At 46.5% G+C, this 13,227-nt stretch carries 13 protein-coding genes; 6 read left to right on the forward strand and 7 right to left on the reverse strand.

From position 1 onward, the window contains the following. Positions 1 to 38: 38 nt before the first annotated feature. A complete protein-coding gene (locus EST55_RS02435; RefSeq protein WP_129496380.1) occupies positions 39 to 1,679 on the reverse strand; it encodes a DUF3413 domain-containing protein in 1,641 nt (546 codons plus the stop codon). A gap of 67 nt (positions 1,680 to 1,746) precedes the next feature. On the opposite strand from EST55_RS02435, the gene yejK reads away from it, so the two are divergent. Continuing rightward, the gene (yejK, locus tag EST55_RS02440; RefSeq protein ID WP_100692168.1) at positions 1,747 to 2,790 is read left to right on the forward strand and encodes a nucleoid-associated protein YejK; all 1,044 of its coding nucleotides are present in this window, start codon (positions 1,747 to 1,749) and stop codon (positions 2,788 to 2,790) included. A gap of 85 nt (positions 2,791 to 2,875) precedes the next feature. Here yejK and cspD read toward each other — a convergent pair whose 3' ends face one another. Then, the gene (gene cspD, locus EST55_RS02445; RefSeq protein ID WP_100692167.1) at positions 2,876 to 3,091 is read right to left on the reverse strand and encodes a cold shock domain-containing protein CspD; all 216 of its coding nucleotides are present in this window, start codon (positions 3,089 to 3,091) and stop codon (positions 2,876 to 2,878) included. A 217-nt stretch (positions 3,092 to 3,308) separates the two neighbouring features. Here cspD and clpS point away from each other — a divergent pair, with 217 nt between their 5' ends. Together clpS and clpA are read left to right on the forward strand one after the other, a co-directional pair. Further along, a complete protein-coding gene (gene clpS, locus EST55_RS02450) occupies positions 3,309 to 3,617 on the forward strand; it encodes an ATP-dependent Clp protease adapter ClpS (RefSeq protein ID WP_088768244.1) in 309 nt (102 codons plus the stop codon). Between the two features lie 26 nt (positions 3,618 to 3,643). Then, positions 3,644 to 5,911 carry an ATP-dependent Clp protease ATP-binding subunit ClpA gene (clpA, locus tag EST55_RS02455; protein WP_129496381.1) on the forward strand — a complete coding sequence of 756 codons (2,268 nt, stop codon included), beginning with the start codon at positions 3,644 to 3,646 and terminating at the stop codon, positions 5,909 to 5,911. Positions 5,912 to 5,961: 50 nt separating this feature from the next. Here the strand turns inward: clpA and infA are convergent, their stop codons facing one another. From infA to trxB, 4 genes are read right to left on the reverse strand one after another with little or no spacing between them, the layout of a single operon-like run. Next, positions 5,962 to 6,180, reverse strand: coding sequence for a translation initiation factor IF-1 (gene infA, locus EST55_RS02460; RefSeq protein WP_053953583.1), 219 nt, complete (start codon positions 6,178 to 6,180; stop codon positions 5,962 to 5,964). A gap of 27 nt (positions 6,181 to 6,207) precedes the next feature. Further along, a complete protein-coding gene (locus EST55_RS02465; RefSeq protein WP_129496382.1) occupies positions 6,208 to 6,918 on the reverse strand; it encodes an arginyltransferase in 711 nt (236 codons plus the stop codon). Further along, entirely contained in the window at positions 6,903 to 7,628 is a 726-nt protein-coding gene (gene aat, locus EST55_RS02470) for a leucyl/phenylalanyl-tRNA--protein transferase (RefSeq protein WP_129496383.1), read from the reverse strand. Before aat ends, EST55_RS02465 begins: the two co-directional genes overlap by 16 nt. A gap of 7 nt (positions 7,629 to 7,635) precedes the next feature. Continuing rightward, positions 7,636 to 8,595 carry a thioredoxin-disulfide reductase gene (gene trxB, locus EST55_RS02475; protein WP_053953586.1) on the reverse strand — a complete coding sequence of 320 codons (960 nt, stop codon included), beginning with the start codon at positions 8,593 to 8,595 and terminating at the stop codon, positions 7,636 to 7,638. 139 nt (positions 8,596 to 8,734) lie between these two features. On the opposite strand from trxB, the gene EST55_RS02480 reads away from it, so the two are divergent. Further along, the gene (locus EST55_RS02480) at positions 8,735 to 8,929 is read left to right on the forward strand and encodes a CPXCG motif-containing cysteine-rich protein (RefSeq protein WP_129496384.1); all 195 of its coding nucleotides are present in this window, start codon (positions 8,735 to 8,737) and stop codon (positions 8,927 to 8,929) included. Between the two features lie 69 nt (positions 8,930 to 8,998). Here the strand turns inward: EST55_RS02480 and ald are convergent, their stop codons facing one another. Next, entirely contained in the window at positions 8,999 to 10,126 is a 1,128-nt protein-coding gene (gene ald, locus EST55_RS02485) for an alanine dehydrogenase (protein WP_088768237.1), read from the reverse strand. A gap of 140 nt (positions 10,127 to 10,266) precedes the next feature. Between ald and lrp the strand changes: the two genes are divergently transcribed. Together lrp and EST55_RS02495 are read left to right on the forward strand one after the other, a co-directional pair. Next, positions 10,267 to 10,761 carry a leucine-responsive transcriptional regulator Lrp gene (lrp, locus tag EST55_RS02490; RefSeq protein ID WP_232507050.1) on the forward strand — a complete coding sequence of 165 codons (495 nt, stop codon included), beginning with the start codon at positions 10,267 to 10,269 and terminating at the stop codon, positions 10,759 to 10,761. 72 nt (positions 10,762 to 10,833) lie between these two features. Then, the gene (locus tag EST55_RS02495; RefSeq protein WP_129496385.1) at positions 10,834 to 13,227 is read left to right on the forward strand and encodes a DNA translocase FtsK; all 2,394 of its coding nucleotides are present in this window, start codon (positions 10,834 to 10,836) and stop codon (positions 13,225 to 13,227) included.

Consider the following 13,227-nt stretch of genomic DNA (forward strand, 5'->3'; position numbering starts at 1 on the left):
TCAGCGGTGTGTTTGGTGCTCAACTGCTTCTATTTTCATCAATTTGCCTTATCTGGTGTTTCAGTAAAGCGTTTGAGATCTTTTAACGCATCAATTAATACCGGAACCGGTGGCTCGTCGCCTTTCTTCAGGACGAATTCAGGGCTGCTGTATACGTTAAACTGTCCGCTGTTATCTAAAATGGTTATTTCAGTTTTGTCGTATATGACAATATAAGGGCTGTAGGTTTCTATCAGTGGCCATCTGTCTTTCTGTTCGCGTAAACTTTCGCCGTTTGTGTAGTTATTAAACGAGCCGGCGCAAGAGATTCTGTCATCTAAAACGGTTGGAATAATATCCATAAGACCGGCAATGGGTTGCTTCGGTAACGGCATATTCAATTGCCATAGAGGCACCGTCATATTTTCTAGTGCAAACTGCTCTTTACCCAGTAACTCGGTTTTATTTTCAGGTGATAGGTAACTTACGAGCACCTGATGCTGTTTTGCTTTTTCCAGAATGTGGGTTAACTGCTTGGTATCATCAGCGGTCAGTAATATGACATTGATACGCTGATTATTGCGCCCATTAAAACTGTTGAGGCTTTGTGGTTCAAATTCATTGGCAAACTGTGACAATGAAAGACTTTCTTGCCAACTGTCACTGGTGTACCAATTCATTTCGATATTAAAGTCATTCAACGGTTTTAAATACGCAGGGGCGACTTTCTGACGCTCTATTGTATCTTGATAAAAGTCAGGGAGTCCGTATAAGAACTGGAATAAGCCACCTTCTCGTTTCGGGTGAGCCAGCATGCTGACTTCAGTTTCTTGTAAAGAGGTGGTAGCCAATACTGCGCTAATGTCTTGTGTGTACTCTTCAAACAGAATAATAGTCGCTGTTTGTTCAAAGTCTTTTTTGGAGCACAACAGTGGCTGTTTTGGGTATTTCAGCTTAATTTTATCCGTGGCCATAAGCATTTGTTGGCGTGCCTGGTAGCTTTCTACGTCAATAACCCCATGTTTGGCCATTAATGTTTTGGCAGTTGTGGGGTAAGACAAAGGAAACATATCGTCCTGTTGAGTAATGGGAGTGTATAAGGACGCATCTGCCCAGACATGCACACTATGGCTGACAAAGAAACACAAAACAAAAACAGCGGTTGCCGGCGCGCCTATCTTTTTGCGTTGCAATTCATTCAATCGTTTCCAGGCAAGGTTAGCGAGCAGCAACTCGATACCGACAATCAACAAAAAGCCCAACAACACGGCGGAAATAATGACAAAGCTGGCACCGGTAAATACCGCTTCAGCGTCTTTGGTCATTTGCGCCAGTGAATAGGTATTTAAATGATAACCGTATTGTCTAAAAAACAGAGCGTCGGCAATAAGCGCGATAAGCCCAAACGAGGCGACCAACGCAGCTAAACCCCGCAATACCTTTGAGTAAGGAATAATAAGGCAGAATGGGAATATGAGAATAATAAAGAAGACGAATGGCAGGAAAGCGAAATGCCCCAGCCAGCTGACCAGCATGTATAAGGTACCAATAGCGGTAGGTGACTCTGATGACGCTTCAACATAGAGTAAACCAACAAATAAGCACAGAATAATGTTGGCAAATGTGAACCAATGCCCCCAGCTAATCAGCCGCGCTATTTTGTCCCGGCGTTGGTATTTTCCGCGTTGGTCCTTTCCCATTGTTTACCAGTCTCGTGTTACAATCCGCTTATAGTAACACAGCAAAACAGCAAGGATAGTCCCTGATATGCAATTGCGAATTGAAGAAAGTATTATTCACCAGTTTTATCAAAATGATGGTCAGGTTGGGTTGCGGCTGGCACCTTCAGCGCTGAACGAAGACGAGCAATTGCATGATTTACTGGTCGAGTTAACCGACGTTTATACCAGTAAACCGGCTAAAGGTTATGCCAGTTTTCTGACCGAAAACGATGAGGGCGACGCCAGCCCGTTTCCTGAGCAGCTGAAGTCCTGGTATGACAAAGCGCTCGACTTTGTTGAGTTCAGTCAGCAGTCGGCTAAGCTACTATTAGAGCAGCTGCAAAGTTATAACCTGCTGGAAGCCGGGTTTTTATTGATTACCCGTTATCAGCATTTGAGTTCAGAGTACTTACTGGTTTGCTTTCTTCCGGTAAAAGAAGGCGTGACTATCAGCCCGGACTTAGGGGTCGATCGGTCCTCACAGTTAGACATAAGCAAAGTGCAGTTGGCGGCTCGCATTGATTTGACTGAATGGCGAACCGCGCCCGACGCCGAGCGCTATATTTCCTTTATAAAAGGGCGCGCGGGGCGCAAAGTATCTGACTTTTTCCTGGACTTTTTAGGTTGTACTGAGCGTGTGAATACCAAAGAGCAGACTCAGCAGCTGGTGGATACCGTTCAGGAATATGCGAAACAATCGGGTCTGGAAGCTGAGCAGCGTCAGGCTTTGAGTAAAACGGCGTATGAATATTGTGATGAACAATGGAAGCAGGGCGACTCGGTCAAAATTAAAGACTTGTCAGAGCAATTTGCCGAGCAGTACCCGTCAGACAATTCTTTCGAAATGTTTTCTAAAGAGTTTGCTGAGCAACGGGAAAAGGAAATTGCCGATGACTTTCCAGCTGATAAATCGACGCTAAGGAAGCTGGTTAAGTTTCAGGGGCAAGGTGGTGGTGTCAGTGTCGGCTTCGACCATACGGTACTGGGTGAGCGAGTTCATTATGATCCAACGACCGATACGCTGACTATTAATGGTACACCGCCGAATTTACGTGATCAGCTGCGACGTTACTTTGGTATAGACAGTTAATGGCTTGTTGGATGTTTTTGATTGCCGATAAAATAAAGGCGCTGATGGTTAGTCAGCGCCTTTATTCTATTTGGTTCTACCTCGGTTATTTTTCTGAGGAACCGGGGACAATGTTGGAGGCGTGTAAACCTTTAGGGCCTTCTTCGAGTTCAAATTCGACAGGTTGCCCGGCTTTGAGCGTGCGATAACCTTCCATTTCAATGGTTGAGTAATGTGCAAAGATATCGCCTTCGCGATCTTCGCTCTCGATAAAGCCGAAGCCTTTCGAATTATTGAACCATTTGACTTTTCCGGTAGCCATACATCTACTTCCTTCTTTTGCAACAGACTATGTTTATTATTATTAAAGGTGTTAACTTGAAATTAAGCTGTTCAAACACCATCTTTAACTCTAGGTGAGATGAGTTATTAGTCAAGCTTTTTTGGTTAAAAAATGCGCTCTGTTGTTAAAAATTTGAGTGGTTTTTTGCAAGTAATTACGAATTTTTAGACTACAATTTATGATAGGTTGTTAACAAATGAGTCAATTTGACCAACAACATCTTAGCGACACAGAGGAAAAGCAAGAGCTCAAGCCACCGTCCATGTATAAAGTCATTTTAAATAATGATGACTACACACCCATGGATTTTGTGATTGAAGTGTTGATGAAATTTTTTAAGATGGATCAGGAAAGAGCAACAGATACGATGTTGCAGGTACATTATAAAGGAAAGGCCGTTTGCGGTGTTTATTCTGCGGAAATCGCCGAAACAAAAGTAGTACAAGTCAACCAGTACGCTCGCGAAAATCAACACCCATTGTTATGCACAATGGAGCAAGAGTAAGTGAGTGAGATGGTAAGGAGTGGTGTATGTTGAACAAGGCCCTTGAACTGACGTTGAATGATGCGTTTCGGCTAGCACGAGAGCGCAGTCATGAGCTTATGACTGTTGAACATTTATTGGTGGCGCTTCTGGATAACCCCGATGCGTCGAAAGCGTTGCGTGCTTGTGGGGCTAATTTCCAGCAGCTTAAAGAAGAGCTGTTGAGCTATATTGACCGCAGTACTCCGCTATTTGGACCTGACGAAGAAGAGCCGGACACACAGCCGACGCTAGGCTTCCAGCGTGTTCTGCAGCGTGCGGTTTTTCATGTGCAGTCATCGGGTAACGCGGAAGTTACCGGGGCTAACGTATTGGTCGCCATTTTCAGTGAGCAAGAGTCTCAGGCCGTTTATTTACTGAACAAACACGACATTACTCGTCTGGATATTGTGAATTATATCTCACACGGTATTTCGCGAATCGACGAAGAGCCTGCAGAAGAGTCGCTGGAAGACGAAACCATTGAAACTCAGCAGGAAGAACAGCAGAGTTATTTACAAAAGTTCTGTACTAACCTGAATGAGCAAGCCAAAGAAGGCAAGATTGACCCATTGATTGGTCGTGACTTCGAAGTAGAGCGCTGTGCGCAAATACTTTGCCGTCGTCGCAAGAATAACCCTTTATTGGTTGGTGAAGCGGGGGTGGGTAAAACGGCCATTGCTGAAGGTTTGGCGTATCGTATTGTCAAAGGCGATGTACCGGAGATTTTGCTGGACGCAAAAATTTACTCATTGGATATGGGCGACTTGCTGGCCGGGACTAAATACCGGGGCGATTTTGAAAAACGCTTTAAGCTCTTATTGAAAGAGCTGCAAAAGCAAGAACACGCCATTCTGTTTATTGATGAAATTCATACCATTATTGGCGCAGGTGCTGCCAGCGGCGGTGTGCTGGATGCATCAAACCTCATTAAGCCGTTATTATCGAGTGGTCAGCTGAAATGTATTGGTTCGACAACTTATAACGAATTTAAGAATGTCTTCGAGAAAGATCGTGCTTTGGTGCGCCGGTTCCAGAAAGTGGATGTCGTAGAGCCGTCGGTTGAAGACACGACTAAAATTCTCATGGGCTTGAAAGATCGTTACGAAAGCCATCATGGCATTCGTTACACACAGCCCGCTATAAAAGCGGCAGCAGAGTTGTCTGCTAAGTATATTAACGAGCGTCACTTACCGGACAAGGCTATCGATGTGATGGACGAAGCGGGTGCTTCCCAACGTTTGTTGCCGCCATCAAAACGTCGTAAAACGGTGGGCGTTTCTGACATTGAGACGATTATTGCGAAAATTGCTCGTGTACCTGAGCAATCGGTCTCTCAGTCTGATCAGGAAACACTGAAACAGTTGGACCGTAACTTGAAGATGGTCGTGTTCGGTCAGGATGAAGCCATTGATAAGTTAACTGCTTCTATACGTCTGTCGCGCTCTGGCTTAGCGAATGAAAATCAGCCTATTGGTTCGTTCTTGTTTGCAGGGCCTACCGGCGTTGGCAAAACGGAGGTGACTCAGCAACTGGCTAAAGCCATGGGCATTGAGTTAGTGCGTTTTGACATGTCGGAGTACATGGAGCGCCATGCGGTCAGTCGTTTAATAGGTGCCCCTCCGGGCTATGTAGGCTATGAGCAGGGTGGTTTATTGACCGATGCGATCATTAAGAATCCACACTGTGTTCTGTTGCTGGACGAGTTGGAAAAAGCACATCCGGATGTCTTTAATATCCTGCTTCAGGTTATGGATAATGGTACTTTGACTGATAATAATGGCCGTAAAGCGGACTTCCGAAATGTCATTATTGTCATGACGACCAACGCTGGCGTGCGCGAAACCGTTAGAAAATCGATTGGCTTTAAACAACAGGATCACAGCCACGATGCCATGGCGGAAATTAATAATACGTTCACGCCAGAGTTTCGTAACCGCTTAGATGGTGTTGTTTGGTTTAACCATCTAACGCCAGAAGTGCTGGAGCAAGTCGTCGACAAGTTTATTTGCGAATTACAGGCTCAGTTAGATAAAAAAGGCGTGTCGTTGGAAGTCGATCCGAGTGCGCATGCCTGGATAGCTGAAAAAGGTTACGATAAGGAAATGGGCGCGCGTCCAATGAGCCGCGTAATTCAAGAGCACTTGAAGAAGCCGTTAGCGAACGAAATTCTGTTTGGTCAGCTGTCCAAAGGTGGCAGTGTAAAAGTGAGTGTGTCTGATAAAGGCGAGCTGAAGTTTGACTACGACAGCAACAGCGAAACGGTGGAGAGTTAGAAGCAGTGCTTAAGGCCGGTTCGGTTGAACCGGCCTTAACCCCGAACGGATTAACGTGCGCGGAAGACGATGCGGCCTTTAGTTAGGTCGTATGGAGTCAACTGAACCGTTACTGTGTCGCCGGTTAAGATGCGGATGTAGTGCTTACGCATTTTACCAGAGATGTGTGCAGTAACCACGTGACCATTTTCCAATTCTACGCGGAACATAGTGTTGGGAAGCGTTTCCAGAACCGTTCCCTGCATCTCAATATTGTCTTCTTTCGCCATTAAAATCCTCTGATTTCTGTTAGTAGCCTAAAGTGTGTGCGATTTTAGCGCTTTTTTCCAATGATTGCCAACCAGTCGTTCATATGGGGCAAAACGAGTTTTGTAATTCATTTTATTGCAGGCATCGATTTGATACCCGAGATACAAATACTCAAGCTCTTGCTGACGACTGTATTCAATTAACTGTAAAATGGCATAGGTACCTAATGAACGCTTGTGAGCGGTTGGATCAAAAAACGTGTAAACCGCTGACAAAGCACTCGGAGTTTGATCGGCCACTGAGACCGCCAACAATTTTCCTTCTTGGTCTCTCCATTCAAAAATAAGTGGCGTCATCCAGTCACAGGAGACCCACCGCCAGAAGTTATCAGGATCAGGTGGGTACATCTCTCCGTCTGCATGACGCTGCTCGATAAACTCGCAAAATAAACGGCTGTGTTCGTCGGTTGGCTCTGTCACTATCGTTAAGAACAAGTCTTTATTTTTGTTCGCGATGCGTTTCTGATTTTTACTGGCCGTAAACTCGCTCACAATGACTCGTAGTGACTCACACGCACTGCATAACCGGCAATGCGGACGATAGACATCGTTATGGCTGCGTCTGAAGCCGTTTGCCATAAAGTACTCGTAAGCTTCCGGGTTTAGCCGTTGTTGTTCTTCAGGAACCGCAACAATCAGGCGCTCTTGCTTGTCCTTAAGATAGTTGCAGTTTGACTCATGGGTTAATCCGAACTGCATGTGGGGCTCCCGGAGGATTCTAGCTGCCTTGGTGTCCAGAACTGACTGGGCATCGTCGATGTCTGCGAGGAGTGTAGTTTTACCAAGAAGCGCTCACGAGAAAGCTCATGTGCACCTAGTGAGAATAAATGAGGGTTGCCGACCTGGCAGTCAATGAGCTGTCCGCCGTCATTATGAAAAGCGTCTGCAAACCGCATTAACGCAATTTTTGACGCGTTGGTGGCGGTATGAAACATACTTTCACCACAGAATGTTCGGCCAATTGAAATGCCGTATAAACCGCCAACCAAGTGTTCGTCTAACCACACCTCGACAGAATGAGCGTGACCCAAGTTGTGCAGGTTTAGATAAGCGTTCATCATTTCGTCGGTTATCCAGGTGCCTTCTTTGTCTGCGCGTAGGCGGGCACAAGCGTCGATAACTTCAGCGAAGCGGTTGTTTATAGTCACCCGCCAGGGTTTTTGGCGAGCGGCCTTAGCTAATGAGCGGCTAACGTGAATTTGGTCAGGATAAAATACAGCGCGGGGGTTGGGAGACCACCATAAAATAGGATCGTTCTCTGAAAACCACGGGAAAATACCGTTTTGATAAGCGTACAGTAACCGTTCAGCCGATAAGTCACCTCCAACAGCGAGGAGCCCGTTAGGCTCGTGTAGTGCTGTCGCTGCGGGAGGAAAGCTTATCGATAATGGATCAAGCTGAACGATCACGGTCGTATCAGGACTTGGTTAACGCATCCAGATAGCGTTCAGCGTCGAGCGCTGCCATACAGCCGGTGCCGGCAGACGTAATAGCTTGACGATAAACATGATCCATAACGTCACCGGCTGCGAATACGCCAGGTACGCTGGTCGCCGTTGCGTTACCTTCTAAACCACTTTGGACACTGATGTAACCATTCTGCATGTCCAATTGACCGTCAAAAATGCCGGTATTAGGTTGGTGGCCAATGGCAATAAAACAGCCTGCGACGTCCAGCTCTTCAGTGCCGCCGGTTTGTGTGTCCTTAATACGAACACCTGTTACGCCAGCGTCGTCGCCTAAAACCTCGTCTAAGGTTTTGTTCAAGTGGAAGGTGATATTGCCGTTTTTCTCTTTTTCATGCAGGCGATCAACCAAAATTTTCTCAGCGCGGAACGTGTCGCGACGGTGAATAACGTGAACTTCACTGGCAATGTTAGACAGGTAAAGGGCTTCTTCAACCGCCGTATTACCACCGCCAACAACACAAACTTTCTGTTTTTTATAAAAGAAGCCGTCACACGTTGCACAGGCTGATACGCCTTTGCCCATAAACGCTTCTTCAGAGTCTAAACCTAGATACTTAGCTGATGCGCCAGTACTGATAATCACTGAGTCCGCGGTATATTCACCCACATCACCTTTCAGTTGGAAAGGACGCTTGGAGAAATCGACACTGTTAATATGGTCAAACACAATTTCAGTGTTAAAGCGCTCTGCGTGCTGCTGCATGCGAACCATCAGGTCAGGGCCGGTTAAACCTTCAGCGTCGCCAGGCCAGTTTTCAACGTCGGTGGTAGTCGTCAACTGACCGCCTTGTTGCATACCGGTCACCATGACCGGGTCTAAATTAGCGCGAGCTGCGTAGACCGCGGCGGTATAGCCCGCAGGACCTGAACCTAAAATTAATAACTTGCAATGCTTGGCGTCTGCCATTGATAACTCCTGACTGCTTGTATTCTTTTAATGTAAGATAAGTAGTTTATGGGGACTGATTGTAGGGTTTGCAAGCCTGTGGAACAAGTCAAAAATAAAAAAGCACGCGGTTGTTTAAATCACGCAGAGTGAGGTCTTTATGTCGTTAGCGCACGAAACCAGTTTCAGTTGTCCTTATTGTATGGCACCGAACTCTTTAGAGGTTGATCCGATTAATGATCTTGGGCAACACCAAATTGTTGATTGCCAAGTCTGTTGTCAGCCGATTGAATTATGGATTCAGGAAACAGGCAATGGTGAATTTGAGGTTCAGGCGCAGACCGATGATGAATAAGTTATAAAAAAGCCCCGGTGAACGCATTCACCAGGGCTCTTTAGAAGCTTCTGAGTTGTTTGGGATCTATTAACCCTGTAACGCTTCGCGCGGATCTTGATAGTCAAGGCCCAGCTGTTCACCTAAGTCATCGTGAATCGCTTTGTAGGTGATTTTACCTTTGTGCATGTTCAGACCTTTCAGCAAGTGGTCGTTCTCCAGCATTGCTTTCACGCCTTTGTTGGCCAACGCAATACCATAAGGCAAGGTCGCATTATTCAGCGCGATAGTTGAGGTACGAGCCACGCCGCCTGGCATGTTAGCAACACAGTAGTGAACCACATCATCAATGACATAAACTGGGTCTTGGTGAGTCGTCGCTTTTGACGTTTCAAAACAACCGCCCTGATCGATAGCCACATCAACCAATACAGAGCCTGGCTTCATGTTTTTGATGTTCTCACGAGTGAGTAGCTTCGGAGCCGCTGCGCCTGGAATCAGTACCGCGCCAACGACTAAATCTGCTTCGCGTGAATATTTGTCGATAGCATCAACGGTTGAATAAACGGTTTGTACGCGACCGGCGAAAATATCGTCCAGCTCACGCAGACGAGGTAGTGAACGGTCCAAAATAGTGACTTCTGCGCCAAGGCCAATCGCCATTTTTGCTGCGTTAGTACCGACAACACCGCCGCCAATAATTAATACTTTACCCGGCGCAACGCCTGGTACGCCGCCCAACAAAGTACCGCTGCCGCCGTGAGCTTTTTCTAAGTAGTGTGCACCCGCCTGAATAGACATACGGCCAGCAACTTCGCTCATTGGTGCTAACAGCGGTAAACCATTGCGGTTGTCAGTAACTGTTTCATAAGCAATAGCTGTACAGCCAGCCTTACCTAATAACTCGGTTTGAGTTGGATCAGGGGCTAAGTGCAAGAAGGTATAAAGAATTTGGCCTTCGCGCAGCATTTTGCACTCATTTGGCTGAGGCTCTTTTACCTTAACAATCATGTCAGCGCGTTCAAAAATTTCTTCAGGCGTATCGACAATGCTTGCGCCTGCCTCAGTATATTGTTCGTTAGTAAAACCGATTGCAGCGCCACCATTATTTTCAATAATAACGTCGTGACCGTTCTCAACGTATTCGCGAACCGCAGCTGGGGTTAAGCCGATGCGATATTCGTGGTTTTTAATCTCTTTTGGTACACCAATTAGCATTGTCTGCCTCTTACTTAGTTAACGGTTTTCGGTGAAATAATTTGGCGCAAATTATAGACGTAAAACTAAGTGCATGAGTTACTTTTTTTAAGTTATTTTTTAGTGTGATATTCTATAAATAAGCTAATTTTTCGAGATTTATTATGTTTAATGCGGAAATCCCCACAGAAATCACTGTTGATAAAATAGACAGGAAGATCTTGCGCTTGCTGCAAGAGGACGGGCGCATGTCTAATGTGGAATTGGCGAAGCGGGTCGGGCTCAGTCAAACCGCGTGTTTGGAGCGAGTTCGCAAGCTGGAGCGTGAGCAGGTCATTGAAAGCTATCATGCCAAAATAAACCCTGCTAAATTAGGGGCTAACCTGATGGTGTTCGTGGAAATTACACTCACTCGAACGTCAGCCGATGCCTTTGCCGAGTTTAGTGAAGCGGCACGTAAAACCGATGAAATATTGGAATGTCATTTGGTGGCTGGAGACTTCGACTTCCTGATTAAAGCTCGTGTGCCCGATATGCGGGCCTACAGAAAGCTACTCGGTGAAACGTTGCTAATGATGCCGGGGGTTGATGAATCCCGCACTTATGTGGTGATGGAAGAGGTCAAACAAGAAAATAAAGTATTAGTAAAGGGGTAACATTAGGGCTGACATTCGCTACAATCATGCGATTATTAAAACAATAACTAACGAAGGCGCTATAACAGAATAATGACAGGTGTACAGAGAGTTCTAGAAGCCGGACTGCTTATTAGCGGTGCTTTAGCTATTTTTATTTTCTTGTCCTTAGTTAGCTTTAACCCGGCCGACCCTAGTTGGTCGCAAACAGGCTATGAGGGCAGTATTCATAATGCCGGTGGTGCGGTTGGTGCCTGGGTGTCTGATGTCCTGTTGTTTGCATTTGGTTTTGTTGCATACCTTATTCCCTTTGGCTTTGCGGGCTTAGGTTATTTGTTGTTCCGCAAAACCTACCATTTACTGGAAATGGATTATTTGGCGGTCAGCCTTCGGATGATAGGTGCGTTACTGGCACTCATTGGCGCTTCTGCGCTTTCTTCCATTAACTTCGACGACATTTATTACTTCTCCGCCGGCGGGGTCATTGGCGACGTTATTGCTGCGTCACTCCTGCCGTACCTGAACTTTGTCGGCAGTACCTTATTGTTACTCACGTTTTTTTTCACGGGGGTTACGCTGGTTACCGGTATTAGTTGGCTGCAAGTGGCTGACAAGTTGGGGGAGTGGGCTATTGTCGGGGTATTGTGGTTGGTCGACAGAATTAAACAGACCTGGCAAAAGCGCGATACCCGTGACAATGAGCGAGAGCCAGAAGACGAAACCAAAGAAGCATTACCGGATAAAGACGAGAAAGAAACAAAATCGCTAACCAGTGACTTATTCGGCTCCGATAAGCAAGAGCCGGTATTGAGTTTGCCGTCAATGAGTGCAATGGACGAAGACGAAGCCGCTGAGGACGTTGTGGAGGGGGAAAAGGCACCGCGTTTTAGTAAAGAAGCGGCGGAGCGCAAGCGTCAGGCGAAAGCCGCAAAGCAGGACGATAAAAATGACGAGCCGGAAGTCGCAGAAAGCGATGTTGACCCCGAGGTGTTACCACCGTTGCCGTCAATTGAATTACTGGACCGTCCCAATAAAAAAGAAAACCCTATTACCCAGGACGAACTTGATCAAGTATCACGAACGGTTGAAACCGTTCTGAAAGATTTTGGTGTCGACGTTCGTGTAGCACATGTTCAGCCTGGACCGGTTATTACTCGTTTTGAGCTGGATTTAGCGCCAGGCGTTAAAGTATCAAAAATTTCTAACCTGGCTAAAGACATTGCTCGTACCTTGTCGGCTGTTGCGGTGCGCGTGGTTGAGGTTATTCCCGGCAAGTCATACGTGGGACTGGAGTTGCCGAACAAACACCGTGAAATTGTGCAACTGAGCGAGGTGATTAACAGTGACCAGTTCAGTAACAGCCAGTCGCCACTGACCATGATTTTGGGCAAGGATATTGCCGGTAAATCAGTCGTCGTTGATTTAGCGAAGATGCCACATCTATTGGTCGCAGGTACGACCGGGTCGGGTAAGTCGGTGGGTGTGAACGTCATGATTCTAAGCTTGCTTTACAAGAGCACACCGGAAGACGTTCGTCTGATTATGATAGACCCCAAGATGCTGGAACTGTCAGTTTATGAAGGCATTCCACACTTATTGACGGAAGTGGTTACCGATATGAAAGATGCGGCCAATGCACTGCGTTGGTGTGTCGGAGAAATGGAACGCCGCTATAAGCTAATGTCAGCACTTGGTGTGCGTAACCTGAAGGGATATAACGCAAAAGTCAAAGCCGCTGAAGAAGCCGGTGAACCATTGCGTGACCCAATATGGAAACCGGGCGATTCGATGGATGAACTCCCTCCGGTGTTAGAGAAACTACCTAACATTGTTGTGGTTATTGATGAGTTTGCCGACATGATGATGATTGTTGGTAAAAAAGTCGAAGAGCTGATTGCCCGTATTGCTCAAAAAGCACGAGCAGCTGGCATTCACCTTATTTTGGCAACACAGCGTCCGTCAGTTGACGTTATTACCGGTTTAATTAAAGCGAACATTCCAACGCGTATTGCGTTTCAAGTGTCGTCAAAAGTTGACTCCCGTACTATTTTGGATCAGCCTGGAGCCGACCAGCTGTTAGGGCAGGGGGATATGCTCTATCTACCACCAGGTAGTGGTTCGCCAATACGTGTGCACGGCGCCTTTGTTGATGACCATGAAGTGCATGCCGTTGTAAAAGACTGGAAGAAGCGCGGTCGTCCTAACTACCTGGAAGAGATCCTCTCAGGTGATCAAGGCGAAGAGGCGTTATTGCCGGGTGAGCAACAGGAAATGGACGACGCCGAATCAGATCCACTTTATGACGAAGCGGTTGCCTTCGTGACTGAAACACAGCGTGTATCTGTGTCGAGTGTTCAACGCAAATTCCGTATCGGTTACAACCGTGCGGCTCGAATTGTCGAACAAATGGAAATGAGTGGTGTCGTAAGTAGTGCAGGTAATAACGGCCAGCGCGATGTTCTGGCACCTAAACCACCAAGGGATTAA

The organism is Idiomarina sp. 29L (assembly GCF_004123135.1).
Taxonomy (GTDB): domain Bacteria; phylum Pseudomonadota; class Gammaproteobacteria; order Enterobacterales; family Alteromonadaceae; genus Idiomarina.

Excerpts from the sequence above, each read along its gene's own strand:
- EST55_RS02480 (WP_129496384.1), top strand. The coding sequence starts at position 8,735 with ATGTCGTTAGCGCACGAAACCAGTTTCAGTTGTCCTTATTGTATGGCA.
- clpS (WP_088768244.1), top strand. The coding sequence starts at position 3,309 with ATGAGTCAATTTGACCAACAACATCTTAGCGACACAGAGGAAAAGCAA.
- trxB (WP_053953586.1), bottom strand. The coding sequence starts at position 8,595 with ATGGCAGACGCCAAGCATTGCAAGTTATTAATTTTAGGTTCAGGTCCT.
- EST55_RS02465 (WP_129496382.1), bottom strand. The coding sequence starts at position 6,918 with ATGCAGTTCGGATTAACCCATGAGTCAAACTGCAACTATCTTAAGGAC.
- cspD (WP_100692167.1), bottom strand. The coding sequence starts at position 3,091 with ATGGCTACCGGAAAAGTCAAATGGTTCAATAATTCGAAAGGCTTCGGC.
- yejK (WP_100692168.1), top strand. The coding sequence starts at position 1,747 with ATGCAATTGCGAATTGAAGAAAGTATTATTCACCAGTTTTATCAAAAT.
- clpA (WP_129496381.1), top strand. The coding sequence starts at position 3,644 with ATGTTGAACAAGGCCCTTGAACTGACGTTGAATGATGCGTTTCGGCTA.
- EST55_RS02495 (WP_129496385.1), top strand. The coding sequence starts at position 10,834 with ATGACAGGTGTACAGAGAGTTCTAGAAGCCGGACTGCTTATTAGCGGT.
- EST55_RS02435 (WP_129496380.1), bottom strand. The coding sequence starts at position 1,679 with ATGGGAAAGGACCAACGCGGAAAATACCAACGCCGGGACAAAATAGCG.
- ald (WP_088768237.1), bottom strand. The coding sequence starts at position 10,126 with ATGCTAATTGGTGTACCAAAAGAGATTAAAAACCACGAATATCGCATC.
- infA (WP_053953583.1), bottom strand. The coding sequence starts at position 6,180 with ATGGCGAAAGAAGACAATATTGAGATGCAGGGAACGGTTCTGGAAACG.